The following is an 18792-nucleotide window of genomic DNA, read 5'->3' as shown; positions in this document are numbered from 1 at the left end:
ATCCCCCTCATCTCAAAACCTTGGGTTTAGCAGCCGCAATCATAACTTCTTCTTCTTTTCCTAGTTCTCCCATTTCTTTGGCTTTCTCTTGATTAACGCTCATCAAGACACCACCAGCATTATCAGTTTTGACTGTTAGCTGCTCTTGAGCTTTCCAAACCCGGTGAGTACCTTCTGGTAAAGTACCCTCAAACTCGGTTTTACCATCAGCTATTACGCGAATCCAGGATGACGCTTTTAAGGTAACGCCAATTTGTACAGGCTCTTTTTGTTTGACGCCGCTTGAGGTGTCACTGACAGGTTGAGCTTTTTGTGAGTCTTGTGGTTCGGCTAATTCTGGTCTAACTATTTCTGGTTTAACAATGGGCTTTTGTTTTGGCTGTGGTTCGCTTGGGATATTACTTGCTTGTAGTACGGCGTTATTTAAGAAATAGGATAAGCCATTTACAGAGCATAAAATTAGCAATATGTAAAGAAAGTAAAGATGAATAGGACGTAGTTGATTCAGGGGTGAAGGATTCGCCGTAGGTTGGAAGTTTGCTTGTGAAGAATTAATTGGAAAAGTCTCAGCCAATTCGGCTCCATTCAAGCCCAGTGCGTCGGCAAATCGCCCGATCAAACCCTGAATATAAACTGGTTCTGGAAGATCGTTTAAATTACCTTCTTCGATCGCCTGCAATAACCGCCGCGGAATCATGGTCAATACAACCATTTGTTCTAGAGATAAACCCTGTTCTTGACGTAATGCCCAAAGTTGAGCGCCAATTTCTGTCAACTTCTGAGATCTTTGTTGCTCTAATGAAAGTGGGGGCTGCTGATTATTTTTCTTTCTTGGCCATTTCATGCCTTCTGACACTCCTTAACTCAACTAAATCTTTAATAGGTTGCTCGAACAGGGAAGAATCCAGAATTCAGAAGCTAGAATTCACTAAGCTAAAATTCAGGATGAATTATATAGCTACTTTTGTAATAAATAAACGGGTTTAAAACCCCTAAACAAATCTACGATTTGGTGAGCCAGTACTGCAAGAAAATTTCTTGGTGTACGAGATTAGCGCATTTAAGAACCCTAGCTACTCAGACCATACACTCGCTAACACCTCACCCAAAGGGCACTCTACAATTAGCTGACCGTCTCAAGCCCCACCGACTTAAATTCTGAATTGGTGAATTCTCTATTCTGACTCCTGGTCGATCTGTTCTCGCAAAAAGTGAATTTCACTATCTTTGAGGAAACGATATTTACCCTCTGGCAAAAATGGTTCTTTTGGCGTTTGTAATTGAATTGAGCCGATCGCACTCCGATGCAGCTGGATTACTGGGTATCCTAATTGTTGTGCTACTCGGCGAATCTGGCGATTTCTCCCCTCCTGTAAAACAATTTCTAAAAAACTTCCTTGGGCAGAACTTTCTATAATCTGTACCTTAGCGGGTCGTGTTTTTCTACCCTCTAGCACCACACCCTGACGCCACATCCGCAATACTGCTTCTGGAGGATGTCCTTTTACCAAAACACGATATGTCTTGGAAATGCTGTGACGGGGATGGGTTAGTCCAAATGTCAAGTTTCCGTCATTTGTCAGGATTAATGCTCCTGTGGAGTCTACATCTAAACGCCCAACTGGATGAATACCTGAACCGTCGCGTAATTCTTTTGGTAATAAATCCAAGACTGTTGGTCTTTGGTGAGGATCGTAGCAAGTTGAAACTACACCAGCTGGTTTGTGCAGCAATAGATAAATCAAGGCTGGGCGATGCTTTGGTGATATCAGCTTGCCATCAATCGCGATCGCATCTTTTTCGGGATCGACTTTTTGACCTAAATGTGCCAATACCCCATTAATCCGCACTCGCGATCGCTTAATCATTTCTTCAGCTTCACGACGTGAGGCAATACCCCATTGAGCAAGAACTTTTTGTAACCGTGCCTCCATGTATAAATTACGAATTTACTGTTAACTATTAAATGATATTTGCATTTTGTAGCGACTAGGCATAAATGTTACATTTAAGGCTTGTTTAAATTCGTCAGCTGTCGAGCAAATACTCGTAAACTCCATTGGTTAGATGTCAGAGCAAAATTCCCAAACAACAAATGTAAACAAAATCCGAATAATTACGCAAGTACTCACAAAAGCATTAAAGCTGTGGTTGAGGGCCCAAGTCAGCGAGATATCTGAACTAGAAGTGGAGATTAAAGCCAGCGATCGCCAAATTCTCTCTGGGCGCATTCCTTCGGTATCTATTTTTGCTAGTCATGCTGTTTATCAAGGACTCCTAATTACAAAAATTCAATTAATAGCAGAAAATATTCAGATAAATATCGGTTCAATACTCAAGGGAAAACCCTTGCGACTGTTACAAACAGTACGAGTTGTTGGCGATTTGATCGTAGACGAGAAAGATCTTAATGCTTCCCTCTCATCTAGCTTATTATCAACTGCTTTGAGCGAGCTACTGGTTAAAGTTTTACCAACATATTGCCCAAAAACACAACCCATTAACTGGCAAGAAATTATTCTTAAGAACAACCAAATTATACTGCTCGGTTTTAGAGTCACCAATAGCCAAACAACGCCTCTGGAAATCTCTCTGGGCTTAGATTTAGTCAATGGCCGCGAGTTGCAACTGACAGATATCCAAATCAAGGATGACCAGACAGATTTATTTCAAGATAATCATGACCACACTTTCGATCTTGGCTCAGATGTTGATATCCAAGAACTCACATCGATCCCAGGGAAACTAGTTTGTCGCGGGCGGATTAACGTTAATCCTTAAGATGGAGCATTGGGCAAACAAGGCATGGGGCAAGCAGGAAGTGTGGGAGGGGTGGGAGGTGTGGGAGGATGGGGAAGAAATCTTTCCCCCCACACTTCCCACACTTCCCACACTTCCCCATCTCCCCTGCTCCTCTGCTCCCCTGCTTCCCTGCCCCCCTACCCCATGCCCACCTTAATCTGTAATCAGGGGCAAAAGTAGGGTTACGAAATAGTAAACTAAAGGTGCGGTAAAAATATAACTATCAGTACGGTCTAAAATACCACCGTGGCCTGGAATTAACTGCCCAGAATCCTTGACTCCAGCATCGCGCTTCAGCATAGACTCAGTGAGATCCCCTAAAAGGCTAGCAATGCCGATTAGCAAACCCAATGCTAAACCAGTAAACAGAGATTTAGGCAAGTGCAAATAATAGGCTCCAGCTACAGCTACAGCAACGCTGGAGGTAATACCAAACACAGCACCTTCTACGGTTTTTTTCGGACTAATTTCAGACAAACGAGTTTTGCCAAAGAATTTGCCAATTGTGTAAGCACCGATATCGGCTGCCCAAATACATAGCAAAGTCAGCAGTGTTGCTGTCAAACCTTGTGGTAGAGAAGTAGAATTTGCCTTTTCCCAGAAACTTGCCCAATTTGTTGGCCAGTAGCCTCCGAAAGGAAGGTTGCTAAAAGCAGTAGTATCAATTGCTCGCAACCGCACCCAATAACTTGGTAAATAACCTACGTAAAATAGCCCCATAATTGAAGCGGAAATATCCGCGATGGTGGCGAATTTGGGTTGAAATAGCAGGTAAAAACAAATAAGTGTGCCAGCTATTGGCATCACAGCATCGGCTAAACTGCCATCAAGGGTACAAATTATCAGCAAGACTTGGCTAGCAGCCATAGTGGTCTTAGCAGCGGGAGCAATGCCTCTGGCTCGCACCAAATTAAAATATTCCTGTTGACCCAAAAAGACAACAACCGCAAACATGATGGTAAAGTACCAACCCCCCAAAAGGGTCGCACTAAGAGCAAGAGCGATCGCAATAATTCCACTAATAATCCGAGACCAAGGCATAGAAGTATTGGGTACTGGGGACTGGGGATTGGGGATTGGGGATTGGGCATTGGGCATTGGGAGATGAAGGGACAACGGGGACAAGGGGGACAAGGAAGAATTTTCTCCCCCATCTCCCTTGTCTCCCCCCTTTGCCTCATCTCTCTATGCCCCATGCCCCATGCCCCATGCCCTATGCCCTAATCCAGTTTCTCACCACTAAGGATAAAAATGGGATCGACGGCGGTAAAGGTTTGAGAAAAGCCGCGCGTTTCTAAGCGGTTGACGGCAGACTGGACGACTTCGATATTTCTAGCCCTTAATAGGGAAAAACTCTGGGAAATGGCATATAGGCTTTCTAGATTAGCAGCTGTGGCTACAACCCGACCTGATGGCGGTAAATATTGCCAAGCTGCTTGCAGAATTTCCTGAACGGGGCGTCCTCCCTCGATACAAACGCGGTGGGGGGTGACCTTGAGATCCTGCAAGCACTCTGGGGCGCTACCTTCAATGACTTCGACGTTTTTGACTTCAAAGCGATCGCAGTTACGCTTAATCAGATTAGCTACTTCTTCATCCCTTTCAACAGCAATAATCTTTCCTTTTGGACACAGCAATCCCACTTCTACTGGAATTGTACCCGTGCCAGCCCCAATGTCCCATAACACTGAGTTTGGTTGTAACCGCAGTTGAGCAATTAACAACAGTCGGACTTCTCGCTGGCTCAGGGGAATCCCTGGCAAATGCTCGAACAATTCATCGGGAATACCAGGGGTAATATAAGGCCAAAGTTGGGAAGGCATAGAATTACGCAATTATACTAAAGATATTGGCAAACTACATTGAAAAGCCATTAATTATGAAAACTTTTCAAACGTAGCTTTATCACAAACAATAATGATTGGCGAAATATTCGACGAGCGCTACGAAGTTCAGCAGCTATTAGGAAAAAAAGCAGGGCGACGGACGCTGTTAGCTCGTGACTTGAAAACTCAGGAATTAGTCGTCATCAAGTTACTCTCTTTTGGTAGTGACTTTGAATGGGACGATCTCAAGCTGTTTGAGCGAGAAGCCCAAACGCTAAAATCTTTGTCGCATCCTTTAATACCTCGCTATTTAGACTATTTTGAGGTAAATTCACCAACCATCAAAGGATTTGCCCTAGTACAAACTTATATTCCAGCACAAACTTTAGAGCAATACTTACAAACTGGACGGACTTTTACGGAAGCTGAGGTAAAACAGATAGCCAAGGCTATTTTAGAAATTCTGATTTACTTACATGGGCTGCATCCGCCTGTTATCCATCGCGATCTTAAGCCTAGCAATATTTTATTGGGCGATCGCTCTGGTAATAGTGTCGGTGAAGTTTATCTGATCGATTTTGGTTCGGTGCAAACTGTCCTCGCCACAGAAACCGGGACTAGGACTGTGGTAGGAACCTACGGCTATATGCCTCAGGAGCAATTTGGGGGGCGCACGGTTCCGGCTTCTGACATTTATAGCTTAGGCGCGACGTTAATTTACTTGGTGACTGGTACTCACCCTGCGGATTTACCTGAAAAGGATTTTCGCATTCAGTTTGAGCAGGTGGCTAATCTCAGCCATAGTTTTACTCGCGTTTTGCAACAAATGACTGAACCGAGTTTAGAAAAACGTTTTAGTTCTGCCTCACAAGCCTTAAAAATTTTAGAACAGCCTGAGTTTGAACTTGATAAAGCTTTAGCTGTTGGCAAACCAATAGGTAGCAAAATTCAAGTAATCAAAAATTGGAATTCTCTAGAAATTATTATTCCTTCAACTGGCTTTCATCCATCGATGATATTCCCAGGTTTATTTGCGATCGCCTGGAATTCATTCACCCTGTTTTGGGTAATTGCCGCAATCTCTACGCCTGCTCCAAACGTCGTATCTATGTTGTTCTCACTACCTTTTTGGGGCGTTGGCTGTTACATGATATATACATTTTTGTTCCCTTTGTTTGGACGCATCAGACTGCGTTTAGATAGCCAGCAAATCACTTTTAAAAATGAACTTTTGGGATTTAAATTCAACCGTATCCATCCAACGCCAAGGCAACATGTACGGAAGCTGGTTTATATTCCAAAACGCTTTGAGATCGATTTGAACAGCGGTACTAGAGTTGAGGTGAGTCCAGAGTTGATCCTTTGGGTTGGAGTACATAAGTATCAACTGGCTGGTTATGGTGGTGTGATTAACTCTGAATTGGAGATAGAATGGCTAGCTCAGGAATTGAGTAATTGCTTAGATATACCAATTACGCGAGAATAAAAAAATGAATAATTTTAAAGATGTCTAAAAATTGCAACCACAAGCAAATTATATGCATAGGTAGTTTCAGACTTTTATTAATTATTTTTTGATCGTAAATACACCCTGGTTGAAGGGGCACAGCTGTGCCCCTTCAAAATATGTAGTTTTCAATCATCCATATTTGGTATTTTCTGTCAATGCATAAGTCTTAGTTTAGATTCAAAAATTTAAGAATTAGCAATATAACCACGTCCAGTTAGTGTTAAAAAATGGGTGGATGAAGAATCTTTATATCGGATTAAAGTAGGTGATTATAGAGTAATTTCTCAAATATTTGATACGATTCTATTAGTGAGTGCGATCGAAGCTAAACATCGTAGAGATGATTGATAGAGAAGAGCGAATTAAAAGTTATTGAGAGGAACTGTGTATGTTGTTTGGACTAGGATGGCCGGAAGTAAGTGTAATTGCCATAGTAGCTATTCTCATTTTTGGCCCAAAAAAAATTCCCGAACTGGGAACTGCACTGGGTAAAACCCTTCGCGGCTTTAAAGAGGAGATGAAAACTCCCAGTGAGGAAACCAATCCGGAACAAGACAAACAATAGTCAAGGGTCAAGGGTCAAAAACTTTTAGCTGCTTGACTTTTAACCCTTGACTTTTGACTACAGCAATGTATTTACTACAGAAGAAGGTGCGATCCCATTTTGGGAATCAACCATTGCTGTACCAGTATTTTGTTGGTGTGTCTCTTCTTTAACCACACCACGGCCTCTAATTAATTTAATTGCCCGACTAACGCTTTCTGGTAAAATCACCACCAGGCTGTTATCCGGTGCCATGTCCAAGCCTTTGTTAATCGCTTGTGTTTCATCTAAGATTGATTCGTAGCGACAATCAGGCTTAACTTGGGTAATGCCTTGAATAATCAACTGAGCAGCCGATCCCCGCGCTCTGCCTCTAGTGTCATCGTCTTCTTTGACGATGATGTAATCAAATATTTGTGCTGCTAGTTTGCCCAAGGTCACAAAGTCTTCGTCACGGCGATCGCCAGGGCCGCCAACTACGCCTATGCGCTGTCCTGTCGTCCAGTTCCGCACGAAAGCACCCACAGCTTCGTAACTAGCCGGGTTGTGGGCATAGTCCACCAAAGCATGATAATTACCTAAATTAAACAAATTCATCCGTCCCGGCGTTTGACTCACGGAAGCCCGGAAGCTCTTCAAACCAGCACGAATCTGCTCAATTGTGACGTTTTGCACGAATGCTGCCAAACTTGCTGCTAAGGCGTTGGCAATCATAAACGGCGCACGTCCGCCCATTGTTAAGGGTATATTTTCTGCTCTTTCTATACGGTGTGTCCAATCGCCTTTGACAATGGACAGATAGCCATTTTCATATACCGCTGCAACTCCACCCTTTTGGATGTGCTTCCGTACCAATTCCGAGTCGGGATTCATGGTGAAGTAAGCAATGTTGGCTTTAGTTTTTTCTGACATAGCAGCCACGCGGCGATCGTCGGCGTTGAGTACTGCATAGCCATCGGGAAATACGGCTTCTGCGACTACGCTCTTGAGGTTAGCTAACTGGTCAATAGTATCTATATCGCCTATTCCTAAGTGGTCGGCAGCTACATTTAATATTACGCCGACATTGGCTGCTTCAAAGCCCAGCCCAGAGCGAAGAATTCCACCGCGAGCCGTTTCCAGTACTGCTACCTCCACTGTGGGGTCTTGCAGGATGAGGTGGGCACTTTGGGGGCCTGTGTTATCGCCGGATTCTACTAAATAATCACCGATATATGTTCCATCTGTTGTTGTATAACCTACTACCTTACCAGTCTGTTTATAAATATGTGCTAAGAGTCGGGTAGTAGTGGTTTTGCCATTTGTACCCGTGACGCTGAGAATCGGAATTTGGCTAGATTGTTCGTTGGGAAACAACATATCCATTACCGCGCCGGCGACGTTGCGAGGAATGCCAACGCTAGGGGCAACGTGCATCCTAAAGCCGGGAGCGGCGTTAACTTCGACAATTACGCCATCGACTTCTCGCAAGGGACGGCTAATGTCGGAGGTGACAATATCTAAGCCGGCGATGTCCAAACCGATAATTTTGACTACCCTTTGTGCCAACCAGATATTTTCTGGGTGGATTTCGTCGGTGCGGTCTACGGCAATGCCACCTGTACTTAAGTTTGCTGTAGCTCTTAAGTAACAAATAGTACCTTTGGGCAGAATATTATTTAGGGTATAGCCTTGCCTTTCTAACAGCTGGTAGCTGGTGCGGTCTAGTTCGATTTTGGTGAGGACGTTATCGTGCCCTTCACCGCGATTTGGGTCTTGGTTTGTTTCTTCAATTAATTCGGCGATGGTGGATCTGCCATTACCGATGACGTGAGCCGGGACGCGTTCGGCTACTGCGACAACTTTGCCATTGACTACGAGTACCCTGTGGTCGCGCCCAACATAATATCTTTCGACAATAATTGAGCGAGAAACTTGTCTAGCAGCTTCATAGGCAGCTTCAGCTTCTTCCCAAGTTCTAATATCAATGGTGATACCGCGTCCGTGATTGCCATCAAGGGGCTTAATCACAATGGGATAGCCACCTACGTATTCAATGGCTTCTTCCAAATCGTCCAAGAAGTTGATTGTTGTACCTCTGGGCACTGGGGCACCAGCGGCTGCGAGGATGCGTTTGGTGGCTTCTTTGTCGCAAGCTAGTTCTACGCCCAAAATGCTGGTGTTGTCGGTCATTGTCGCCTGCATTCGCTTTTGGTTGACCCCGTAGCCTAGTTGGATCAAAAAGCGGGCTTCTAGAGGCATCCAAGGAATACCTCTTTTTTCAGCTTCTTTGACGATCGCCTCCGTAGAAGGCCCCAAGGAAGCATCGCGGCTAAAGTCTTTCAGGTCTTGGATATCTTGTTCCAGTTCTGCTTTGGGGTAGCGGCCGCGATCGATAATACTCTGGCATAACCGCACCGCAGCTCGTCCGGCGTAACGCCCTGCTTCCTCATTCAAGTACTCAATCACTACTTGGTAAATTCCGCGTGTAGCAGTTTCACGAGTGCGACCAAAGCCGACATGCATTCCAGCTAATTCTTGGAGTTCTAGTGCTACATGTTCCACGATGTGGCCCATCATCGTGCCTTCTCTCACTCGCATCAGAAAACCACCACGACAGCCAGGAGAACAATAGTGACCCTCCAGACTTGGCAGCGCCTCAACTAATCCTTCGTAAAAGCCAGGGATTTCATTCGAGGGCGTCTCGGCAAGGTTTTCTAAATCGAGGCGCATGACGATCAGCTTGTGGCGTCGAATGCTCCAGTAGTTTGGGCCGCGTAAGGTCTGGATCTTGAGGATTCTCATGGGAATAGGTAGATGGAGATTCGGAACCAAAATTCTAGTTTCTTACTGGAATTGACCGCTAAACTGTTCACTGCAAACAGTTTTTTCTTTTTACATGGTATTCTCATCAATTTTTCTACAACAAGAAATAAATCAGCGGTCAACCTCTAACAGGATTTTAGATTGGCGATAGCGGAGCTAAGCTGTACCTGTGAGCGTCTTTTGGATTGAAAGAGATCGCAAGGTTACTTAACTGTCTGAATCATTAGATTTACAATAGCTTAGCTAAGGCGAGTCGGGATAACGATACGCTAGAAAATGAGCATTTTTGAGATTGATTTCCCCGACTTTGTAGCGTTAGCCTAGCAAGACGGTAGTCCAGCATCAGCCAAAAAGCTGTTTTAATCTAAAATCCCCAATCCCAAATCTAAAATTTCTGGTCAACTCAGTGTAACCTCAGGTACTTTATACCGTCAGCTGGAGATGCGGTGTTGTACAGCAGGCAATACGGTGCGCTGGTACAGGTGGAAGCGATCGCCATAGCTGAGGATATGCAGACGTAGATTATGCACCGTTAGGGGTTCGTTAGCGCCGACATGAGGTTCGTTTGTGTGGGTCAGCTCGGTGGGATCGACAATGGTGACACTGCCTTTACCCATAACTTGCAGCCAGCCATCACGTTCAAACACAGCACAAGTATCTTCGTCAATGCCAATACCCAAGCGATCGGGATGAGCTGCGATCGCGCTAATCAGCCGCCCCATCCGATTGCGGTTATGAAAGTGTTGGTCAACGATCACTTCAGGAATAAATCCTAAACCCGTTGCCATATCCACTAAAGAACGATTTGGCGACTCTCCACTACCGCCGCCAGCAATCATATGATGCCCCATCACTGCCGCTCCGGCACTGGTGCCTGCTAAGGTAAGTTGCCCTGACCTCACCCGCTGCCGGATAATTTCCATCGCTGGCGTATCTGCCAATACGCCACAGAGTCGCAGTTGATCCCCTCCGGTCAAAAATACCCCACTACAGGCTTCTAAGGATTCTTTGATTTGAGAGGCTTCACACTGTTCTCGTTCGCGGATGTCTAAAATTTCTACCTTCTGGGCACCCATTTCTTCAAAAATCCGAATATACCGACCACCGATGATAGCGGGTTCGCGAGAGGCAGATGGAATAATTGTAATATAGCCTTTACTAGCACCAGCACGTCCAAAAAAAGTTCTTAGGATGTCGCGCCCATGAACTTTGTCTTCTGCGCCTCCGATAACTAGAACGGCGGTTTTAGTTGCTTGGGGTGTCCTCATTTCCAGCGATTTAGCTTTTAATTCCGGCATTGTGTTTCTCCTGTCAACAACTTCAGGAACCATCGCCTTGGTCTTAGCGTAGCGTTAGCGACGCAGGAGCGTCGGCAGTGCGGTCTTTTTGGTTTCCACGTAGGAGCGACTGCCGAAAGGGTTTCCCAGGCACTTTGCCCTTGCGGGCAATCCCCGACTTGAAGCAAGTGCCGTCGGCTTGTGGCGAATGGCGTGTGAATTTAACAAGATCGGGAGTCCGATGTTTTTGCACTTTGCAACTTCTGAGAGGACACTTTTGTGAAGTTTGGATTCTCCGGGGCCAAAGTTCCAAATTCTTGTTTTACGCACACGAGACCTCAGTTTAAACGTGTTTGTTGTCCTTCCGCTGCTGCTAGCGCCTTGTTTTTCACCTGTCCACTCCAGACTGGCAAAATAGTCCTTACTTAGTAAGCTAGGGAGGACACTTTTTTGGTGAAGTTTACCCCCATTTAGGAACCAGTGCGCTGGAGAGACATTGCGTCCTTGAACTTTCGCAAACTTGTTCGCCCTTAAGATTGGCAAAGGTTAACAAGTGGCCTCGGTTGTGCCGATTTGTTTGCCTTGTGTCTCCCCTAAGAGAATAAACTGGCATCAAAGTGTCAGTTTTCCCCATTGAGATCGGGGATGAACGGGTTAGATCGCGCTTTTTTCTGAGGCTGGCTCGATGCATCCTGAAAGTTGTTAACTTGATATGATTATTAATTTAAATGTAGTTGTGACAACATTTAAACATAAATTAAGTAATTAGAAAAACTTTAGATCCCATCTAAAATCCAAGAGTCCTGGTACTTTTAGATACTATTGATAAAGTTTAACTGTAGTTTGACCCACCATTGGCTTCTTGTGTTTGCTAGACATTCATTATTTAGATTAGTGTCCTTGAATACGAATTACTGTGCGTTTTGATATAGTTACACTTTTTCCTGACTGTTTTCACTCTGTTCTCAGTTCTGGGCTGCTGGGTAAAGCCTTAGCTAAACAGATTGCCCAAGTGCATCTGATTAATCCACGGGACTTTACAACTGACAAGCACCGTAAGGTCGATGATGAACCCTATGGTGGCGGCGTAGGGATGCTAATGAAGCCAGAACCAATCTTCAATGCTGTGGAATCGCTGCCGATTCTACCTAGAAGAGAAGTTATTTTGATGAGTCCGCAGGGTCAAACAATTAATCAGCCTTTGTTGCGAGAATTAGCAACAAATTATGACCAATTAGTAGTGATTTGCGGGCATTACGAAGGAGTAGATGAGAGGGTGCTGCATTTGGTGACTCGTGAGGTATCTTTAGGAGATTTTATTCTGACTGGAGGTGAAATTCCAGCAATGGCTTTAATTAATGGCGTAGTCCGCCTTTTACCAGGAACCGTAGCCAAAACGCAGTCGTTGACAGCAGAAAGTTTTGAAGAGGGCTTATTAGACTATCCCCAATACACTCGCCCAGCGAATTTTCGCGGCTTGAAAGTCCCGGAGGTATTGCTGTCTGGTAATCACGCTGCCATCGCCCGCTGGCGTTACGAACAACAAATTCAAAAAACACGCGATCGCCGTCCCGATCTCCTGGAAAAATGGGACAAGGGGACAGGGGGACAAGGGGACAAGGGGACAGGGGGACAAGGGGAGAAAGAATAACCAATCCCCCATGCCCTATGCCCCATACCCAATGACTAATACTTCTCTACGAGAGGCTGCGCCAACGGCTCCGCTCAGTACAAGTGACTAGTGACTAATGACTAATTAACAAATGACTAAAATTCGTATTGGTAACGGCTACGATATTCACCGATTGGTAAGCGATCGCGCTTTAATTTTAGGGGGAATCGAAATTCCCCACGAACTCGGTTTGTTGGGTCACAGTGACGCTGATGTACTCACCCATGCCATTATGGATGCCATGCTTGGGGCATTATCTTTGGGGGATATCGGACATTATTTTCCTCCCAGCGATCCCCAATGGGCGGGGGCAGATAGTTTAATACTATTAACTCAAGTACATCAACTAATTCGCGAGCAAGGCTGGCAGATAGGAAATATTGACTCGGTGGTAGTAGCAGAACGTCCCAAATTAAAACCGCATATTCACAAAATGCGCGACAAATTAGCGACGGTTTTAGAATTACAACCAAATCAAATTGGCATCAAAGCCACCACCAATGAAAAATTAGGCCCGGTAGGGCGAGAAGAAGGCATTTGTGCTTATGCTGTAGTTTTACTAGTTACTTGAGAGAAGTTTCATAGACGGCGCACTAACGGCTATCAATGAAACAAACATTTCCTTTACCCACTCCCTACTCCCGCAAAGACAAGGGCTAATTACGTTTGCACTTACTCTATGTATTTATTAAAAATAACTTTTCTTTGCTCCATCAGTGAAGCTATTTAATCATAATTACCACTGAAATTAATAAGATGATTGGTTACACTCTGAGTCAGTTAAATTCCGTTATTCGTGTATTGAAATTATGAATTTTGTAAAGACAATCTTTCTGTCCATTAAACATTTTTGGTTGCCAATACTTCTGAGTTCAGCAACAGCACTCACACTTACCGCCTGCAACCCTAGTAACTTTAAAACCGCAGCTGCTCAAGTTCCACAAATTGTTAGCGCAGTTTTAAGCGAACCTTCAACTTTTAACTATGCCTTAAATGAGTCAGCATATAGCGTTTTTGGGTTTATATATGACTCATTGATTAATGAAAATCCTATCACTACAAACCTAGAACCTGGTTTGGCAGAATCTTGGGAAGTTTCTAAAGATGCACAACGGGTTGTAATCACCCTGCGAGAAGGACTTAAGTGGTCAGATGGTAAACCAATGACTGCTGATGATATTGTGTTTACTTATAACGAAATCTATCTCAATCCAAAAATCCCGACTTCTCTAAAAGATAGCTTAAAAGTTGGAGAAAAAGGCACTTTACCGAAGGTAACAAAAATCGACGATCGCCGGGTTGAATTCACTATTCAGGAACCCTTCGCTCCTTTTGTCAGATATGTAGGCGGCATCCCCATTATGCCAGCCCATGCTCTACAGGAAGCGATTCGCACAACTGAATCTGATGGAAATCCTAAGTTTATTTCTATGTGGGGAACAGGCACAGATCCCAAACAAATTGTTGGTAACGGTCCCTATGTTATGGAAAGTTATGTTCCCAGCCAGCGAGTTATATTTCGACGCAATCCATACTACTGGCGCAAAGATGCTCAGGGTAATTCTCAGCCATACATTGAGCGTATTGTTTGGCAAATTATTGAATCCACTGAAAACCAGTTAATTAGTTTTCGTTCCGGACAATTAGACGATTTAGAAATTCCTCCAGAAGGTTTTAGTTTAATCAAACGAGAAGAAAAACGAGCGAAGTTCAAAATTTATAACGGCGGCCCAAATACAAGTACAACTTTTATTTCTTTCAATCTCAATAAAGCTAAGAATACTCAAGGTAAGCCTTTGGTAGACCCCATCAAATCCCGCTGGTTTAATCAAAAGGAATTTAGACAGGCTATAGCTTATGCCCTAGACCGCGAAACAATGAAAATCAATGCCTACCGGGGATTAGGCGAACTGCAAAATTCATTTGTCTATGTGAAAAGTCCCTACTTTCTCCCTCCAGAAAAAGGATTAAAAGTATATAATTACGCTCCTGATAAATCCAAAAAACTTCTGTTAGATGCTGGGTTTAAATATAATGCCCAAAATCAACTCTTAGATGCTGATGGCAACCGAGTCAGATTTACACTCTTGACGAATTCCGAAAGGAAAGTCAGAGGAGATATGGCGGCTCAAATCCAACGAGATTTGGCGAGAATTGGGATTCAGGTTGATTTGCAAATCCTCAGTTTCAATTCTTATTTAGAAAAACTGAAAGTTACACAAAATTGGGATTGTTATCTTGGAGGATTTGCTGGAGGTGGTGTTGAACCCCACAGTGCTAGTAATATTTGGAGAATCAATGGTGCGTCTCACGCATTTAATCAAGGCGCACAACCAGGAGATCCACCGCTAATTGGTTGGGAAGTTTCTGATTGGGAAAAACAAATTGATAGCCTTTATATTAAAGGCGCACAGGTATTAGATGAAAACAAGCGCAAAGAAATTTATTATGAATATCAGCGCATCGCCTCAGAACAGTTGCCATTTATTCATTTAGTGGAAGGGTTAAATTTACAAGCAGTGCGCGATCGCTTCCAAGGTATTCAGTATACTGCTCTTGGCGGCCCATTCTGGAACCTCTACGAACTTAAAGTAGTTGATTGATTTAGTCATTAGTCATTGGTCATTGGTCATTGGTCATTGGTTATTAGTCATTAGTCATTGGTTATTAGTTTCGGACAAAGAGCAAAAGACAAACGACAAATGACAAACAACAAAGGACTAATGACAAATGACTAATGACAAAGGACTAATGACAAAGGACAAATAACTAATGACAAATGAAAAAAATTTGCGATCGCTTTTAGAAGCAGTTGCCAATGGTAAAGTTTCCCCAGATATAGCCTTAGACTCTCTCAAAGACTTAACCTATGAAAGTGTGGGTGAGTTTGCCAAAATTGACCACCATCGCCAGTTAAGAACTGGTTTCCCAGAGGTAATTTGGGGCCCTGGGAAAACACCCGATCAAATTGCTCAAATTATTGAGGTGATGCGCCTCCGGAACCCGGTGGTAATGGCAACTCGCATCGAAAGTGCAGTTTATAGCGCACTGCAAGCAAAAGTTAGAGATTTGCGATATTACGAAATGGCGCGAATTTGTGCGATCGCTCCTCCTAGCATCGAACCACAATTTCCAGGCGAAATCGGTATTCTTTCCGCTGGTACCGCTGATTTACCCGTTGCTGAAGAAGCCGCAATCACCGCAGAACTTTCTGGTTTTCAAGTAAAGCGCCTCTGGGATGTCGGCGTTGCTGGGATTCACCGCTTACTAAATAATCGTCACGTCATCGATTCGGCATCGGTGTTGATTGTCGTCGCGGGGATGGAAGGCGCTTTACCCAGCGTCGTTGCGGGTTTAGCAAATTGTCCTGTGATTGCTGTACCCACTAGCATCGGTTATGGCGCAAGTTTTAGCGGTCTCGCACCCCTGTTGACAATGCTCAACTCTTGTGCAGCGGGAGTTGGTGTAGTGAATATCGATAACGGTTTTGGTGCAGCAGTTTTGGCAGGACAAATTTTGCGAACAGCCGAGAAATTGCGGTTGGCATCGCCTGAATCTTGAGTTAAGACATTAAAGTCATAACCAAGGTCTCAGTATTTTTCAGTAATTTATTTTATAAATCAACTGATACTGAAATTTGGCATCTCCAATCTATAATAATCACTGAACATGAGCCACTACAGCGATTTTATATCTGAGTTTCTTTGGCATTTGCCTGTAAATTGGACAGCTTTAGCACAAACAGTTACTGACCCAGACCTCATGGGTCAGATTCAAAAATCTTGGAACCATTTTATACAAACAGGGCAAGTGTGGGCATTGTTGATTGGTTTAGTCATTGGCTATATCATTCGGAATCTAACTAGCTACGGTTAAATCTAGTGGGGAGTAGGGAGTAGGGAATGGGTCAGGAAAGGGGCAAGGTAGACAAGGGAGAAAGCTTGCTGCCTTGTCTCGCTCCTCTGCCTTGTCCCCTTGTCTCTCCACTCACCACTCCCCATTCCCCATTCCCCTCGTATCTATGACTAAAGAACAAACTTGGAGTCAGCGGTTTGAATCAGCATTACATCCAGCGATCGCTCGTTTTAATGCCAGTATAAATTTTGATATTGAATTAATAGAATATGACTTGACTGGTTCTCAAGCTCATGCAAAAATGCTGGCTCACACGGGCATCATTTCCCAAGAAGAAGGTGAGCAATTAATTGCAGGTTTAGAACAAGTTCGCCAAGAGTACCGCCAGGGAAAATTTCAGCCTGGTGTCGATGCTGAAGATGTGCATTTTGCAGTTGAACGACGATTGACGGAAATTGTCGGCGATGTGGGTAAAAAGCTGCATACAGCGCGATCGCGTAATGACCAAGTTGGCACTGATACTAGACTGTATCTCCGCGACCAAATCGACCAAATTAAAAACCAATTGCGCGAATTTCAAAGTATTCTGCTAAATATAGCCGAAAAAAACGTTGAAACTTTAATTCCTGGCTATACCCACCTGCAACGCGCCCAACCTCTGAGTTTAGCTCATCATCTTTTGGCCTACTTTCAAATGGCACAACGCGACTGGGAACGCCTAAGTGATGTTTCTCGCCGCGTGAATATTTCACCTTTGGGGTGTGGTGCTTTAGCTGGGACTACATTCCCCATCGATCGCCATTACACAGCCAAACTATTGAATTTTGACAACATTTATGCTAATAGCCTCGATGGAGTGAGCGATCGCGATTTTGCGATCGAATTCTTGTGTGCTGCTAGCTTAATTATGGTTCACCTCAGTCGGCTTGCAGAAGAAGTCATTCTCTGGTCATCTGAAGAATTTCGGTTTGTCACCCTCAAAGATAGCTGTGCAACCGGTTCCAGTATCATGCCCCAAAAGAAAAACCCCGATGTTCCAGAATTAGTACGGGGAAAAACAGGGCGTGTATTTGGCCATCTCCAAGCGATGTTAGTGATTATGAAAGGGTTACCCCTGGCATATAACAAAGACTTGCAAGAAGATAAAGAAGGTTTATTTGATAGCGTCAACACAGTCAAAGCCTCACTGGAAGCAATGACAATTTTGTTGGCGGAAGGGTTAGAATTCCGTACCCAGCGTTTAGCCGAAGCAGTCACAGAAGACTTTTCCAATGCTACCGATGTCGCAGATTATCTAGCAGCACGAGGCGTCCCTTTCCGAGAAGCTTACAATCTCGTGGGTAAAGTCGTAAAAACCAGTATTGCCGCAGGTAAACTCCTAAAAGATTTGACACTAGACGAGTGGCAACAACTACATCCAGCATTTGCTCCAGATATTTATGAAGCCATATCCCCGCGCCAAGTCGTCGCTGCCCGCAACAGTTACGGCGGTACCGGCTTTGCCCAAGTACGCGAAGCACTCATAGCTGCCCGCGCTCAAATTGGCGAACAGAGGGAGTAGGGAGTAGGGGCTGAGGAGGCAGGGGGGCAGGGGAGATGGGGAGATACGGAAGTGTGGGGAGTGTGGGGGGAAAGATTTCTTGCCCATCCTCCCACACCTCCCACACCTCCCACACCTTCAATACCCCATTCTCCAAAATAATTGAGGACGTACAAGTGTACGCCCTCAAATTCTAAAAGACTTAAAAAGTAAGTATATTAACAGGCAACTTACTCAGCGTCAATTGCTGCTGCGCCCTCATCTTCCTCACTCTTCGGTGGTCTTTGTTGGAACCTTCTCTGCATTCTTCCTGTCGTAGTCCGTTTACGAAACTTCCGGGCATATGCCTGGTTCCGTAGCGCCTTTTCTTTTTTCGGGTTACGGCGCTTAGCCATGTTCACCTCATGAATAAACAACAAAAAAATCGCAACTAGGCATGACGTAGGCAATATCAGCTACCAATGTTCTTGATATGCTTTTAGCCTAGTGACCAATCGATACGCTTTAAACAGTGTTCTAGTCTACCGTATTCAACCTTGTTATGTCAATCAAAATTTAAAATTATCTTACTATAGCTAGATAAAAATATCGTTTCTGAGATTTAAATATCATCTTAAATATATACAGCTATACACCGTATTTCAGGTAAATAATGAAGTACGGGTATTGGGAACATTTCCCGACGATTATCTGTACCTCACTTTTTTGCAATCTTCTGTATAAATTAGCTAATTAGTTCTTGTAGCGATCGAAGAACTAATATTATTTATTCAACGAAAACTTGAATTAAGCTTAGTTGAGTAATATAGCAGTTCTTAATGATTTGTCTTATGGGAATATGATTTAATTTTTGACAAGAATTTGTAAAGATTTCTCAGCCCCATCCCTATTCGCTACTTCCAATTTCCGGCGATCGCGCTTCGCACATTACTTAAATAATTTCACAAATCAAATATATTTC

16 protein-coding genes are annotated in these 18792 nt (G+C 44.0%); 9 read left to right on the top strand and 7 right to left on the bottom strand.

The genetic code is table 11. The annotated features are described in order from the left end of the window. Positions 1-7 precede the first annotated feature (7 nt). Complete coding sequence (locus NSTC745_RS11350; RefSeq protein ID WP_445637224.1) at positions 8-844, bottom strand: helix-turn-helix domain-containing protein; 837 nt, start codon at positions 842-844, stop codon at positions 8-10. 331 nt (positions 845-1175) lie between these two features. Next, positions 1176-1934 carry a pseudouridine synthase gene (locus tag NSTC745_RS11345; RefSeq protein ID WP_445637223.1) on the bottom strand — a complete coding sequence of 253 codons (759 nt, stop codon included), beginning with the start codon at positions 1932-1934 and terminating at the stop codon, positions 1176-1178. Between the two features lie 133 nt (positions 1935-2067). Between NSTC745_RS11345 and NSTC745_RS11340 the strand changes: the two genes are divergently transcribed. After that, positions 2068-2781 carry an LmeA family phospholipid-binding protein gene (locus NSTC745_RS11340; RefSeq protein WP_445637222.1) on the top strand — a complete coding sequence of 238 codons (714 nt, stop codon included), beginning with the start codon at positions 2068-2070 and terminating at the stop codon, positions 2779-2781. Between the two features lie 174 nt (positions 2782-2955). Here the strand turns inward: NSTC745_RS11340 and NSTC745_RS11335 are convergent, their stop codons facing one another. Continuing rightward, positions 2956-3843, bottom strand: coding sequence for a phosphatidate cytidylyltransferase (locus tag NSTC745_RS11335; RefSeq protein ID WP_445637221.1), 888 nt, complete (start codon positions 3841-3843; stop codon positions 2956-2958). Positions 3844-4022: 179 nt separating this feature from the next. After that, complete coding sequence (cbiT, locus tag NSTC745_RS11330; RefSeq protein WP_445637220.1) at positions 4023-4625, bottom strand: precorrin-6Y C5,15-methyltransferase subunit CbiT; 603 nt, start codon at positions 4623-4625, stop codon at positions 4023-4025. A 94-nt stretch (positions 4626-4719) separates the two neighbouring features. On the opposite strand from cbiT, the gene NSTC745_RS11325 reads away from it, so the two are divergent. Both NSTC745_RS11325 and tatA read left to right on the top strand, forming a co-directional pair. Beyond that, the gene (locus NSTC745_RS11325) at positions 4720-6114 is read left to right on the top strand and encodes a serine/threonine protein kinase (protein ID WP_445637219.1); all 1395 of its coding nucleotides are present in this window, start codon (positions 4720-4722) and stop codon (positions 6112-6114) included. A gap of 415 nt (positions 6115-6529) precedes the next feature. Next, complete coding sequence (gene tatA, locus NSTC745_RS11320; RefSeq protein ID WP_445638581.1) at positions 6530-6703, top strand: twin-arginine translocase TatA/TatE family subunit; 174 nt, start codon at positions 6530-6532, stop codon at positions 6701-6703. A gap of 57 nt (positions 6704-6760) precedes the next feature. Here the strand turns inward: tatA and cphA are convergent, their stop codons facing one another. The 3 genes from cphA to NSTC745_RS11305 all read right to left on the bottom strand — a co-directional run bounded on the left by cphA (position 6761) and on the right by NSTC745_RS11305 (position 11017). Further along, positions 6761-9466: a cyanophycin synthetase gene (gene cphA / locus NSTC745_RS11315; RefSeq protein WP_445638580.1), complete on the bottom strand. Its 2706-nt coding sequence runs from the start codon at positions 9464-9466 to the stop codon at positions 6761-6763. A 452-nt stretch (positions 9467-9918) separates the two neighbouring features. Further along, a complete protein-coding gene (locus NSTC745_RS11310; RefSeq protein WP_445637218.1) occupies positions 9919-10785 on the bottom strand; it encodes a cyanophycinase in 867 nt (288 codons plus the stop codon). A gap of 43 nt (positions 10786-10828) precedes the next feature. Beyond that, positions 10829-11017, bottom strand: a complete 189-nt coding sequence (locus tag NSTC745_RS11305) for a hypothetical protein (RefSeq protein ID WP_445637217.1) — start codon at positions 11015-11017, stop codon at positions 10829-10831. Between the two features lie 663 nt (positions 11018-11680). Here NSTC745_RS11305 and trmD point away from each other — a divergent pair. From trmD to argH, 6 genes are all read left to right on the top strand, one after another. After that, complete coding sequence (gene trmD / locus NSTC745_RS11300; RefSeq protein ID WP_445637216.1) at positions 11681-12415, top strand: tRNA (guanosine(37)-N1)-methyltransferase TrmD; 735 nt, start codon at positions 11681-11683, stop codon at positions 12413-12415. A gap of 112 nt (positions 12416-12527) precedes the next feature. After that, on the top strand, positions 12528-13007 hold the full coding sequence (gene ispF / locus NSTC745_RS11295) for a 2-C-methyl-D-erythritol 2,4-cyclodiphosphate synthase (RefSeq protein ID WP_445637215.1): 480 nt from the start codon (positions 12528-12530) through the stop codon (positions 13005-13007). A gap of 238 nt (positions 13008-13245) precedes the next feature. Then, positions 13246-15039 (top strand): ABC transporter substrate-binding protein, encoded by a 1794-nt coding sequence (locus tag NSTC745_RS11290; RefSeq protein ID WP_445637214.1) that lies wholly within the window; start codon positions 13246-13248, stop codon positions 15037-15039. Positions 15040-15208: 169 nt separating this feature from the next. After that, entirely contained in the window at positions 15209-15997 is a 789-nt protein-coding gene (gene larB, locus NSTC745_RS11285; RefSeq protein ID WP_445637213.1) for a nickel pincer cofactor biosynthesis protein LarB, read from the top strand. 108 nt (positions 15998-16105) lie between these two features. After that, positions 16106-16312, top strand: a complete 207-nt coding sequence (locus tag NSTC745_RS11280; RefSeq protein WP_445637212.1) for a hypothetical protein — start codon at positions 16106-16108, stop codon at positions 16310-16312. Positions 16313-16457: 145 nt separating this feature from the next. After that, entirely contained in the window at positions 16458-17852 is a 1395-nt protein-coding gene (gene argH, locus NSTC745_RS11275; RefSeq protein WP_445637211.1) for an argininosuccinate lyase, read from the top strand. Positions 17853-18792: the final 940 nt, after the last annotated feature.

The organism is Nostoc sp. DSM 114161 (assembly GCF_052692665.1).
The sequence above is the reverse complement of the archived record's forward strand: the minus strand, read 5'-3'. Positions and strand labels throughout refer to the sequence as shown.

Coding starts and splice junctions, on each gene's coding strand:
- NSTC745_RS11350 (WP_445637224.1), bottom strand. CDS start 844: ATGAAATGGCCAAGAAAGAAAAATAATCAGCAGCCCCCACTTTCATTA.
- NSTC745_RS11345 (WP_445637223.1), bottom strand. CDS start 1,934: ATGGAGGCACGGTTACAAAAAGTTCTTGCTCAATGGGGTATTGCCTCA.
- NSTC745_RS11340 (WP_445637222.1), top strand. CDS start 2,068: ATGTCAGAGCAAAATTCCCAAACAACAAATGTAAACAAAATCCGAATA.
- NSTC745_RS11335 (WP_445637221.1), bottom strand. CDS start 3,843: ATGCCTTGGTCTCGGATTATTAGTGGAATTATTGCGATCGCTCTTGCT.
- cbiT (WP_445637220.1), bottom strand. CDS start 4,625: ATGCCTTCCCAACTTTGGCCTTATATTACCCCTGGTATTCCCGATGAA.
- NSTC745_RS11325 (WP_445637219.1), top strand. CDS start 4,720: ATGATTGGCGAAATATTCGACGAGCGCTACGAAGTTCAGCAGCTATTA.
- cphA (WP_445638580.1), bottom strand. CDS start 9,466: ATGAGAATCCTCAAGATCCAGACCTTACGCGGCCCAAACTACTGGAGC.
- NSTC745_RS11310 (WP_445637218.1), bottom strand. CDS start 10,785: ATGCCGGAATTAAAAGCTAAATCGCTGGAAATGAGGACACCCCAAGCA.
- ispF (WP_445637215.1), top strand. CDS start 12,528: ATGACTAAAATTCGTATTGGTAACGGCTACGATATTCACCGATTGGTA.
- NSTC745_RS11290 (WP_445637214.1), top strand. CDS start 13,246: ATGAATTTTGTAAAGACAATCTTTCTGTCCATTAAACATTTTTGGTTG.
- larB (WP_445637213.1), top strand. CDS start 15,209: ATGACAAATGAAAAAAATTTGCGATCGCTTTTAGAAGCAGTTGCCAAT.
- NSTC745_RS11280 (WP_445637212.1), top strand. CDS start 16,106: ATGAGCCACTACAGCGATTTTATATCTGAGTTTCTTTGGCATTTGCCT.
- argH (WP_445637211.1), top strand. CDS start 16,458: ATGACTAAAGAACAAACTTGGAGTCAGCGGTTTGAATCAGCATTACAT.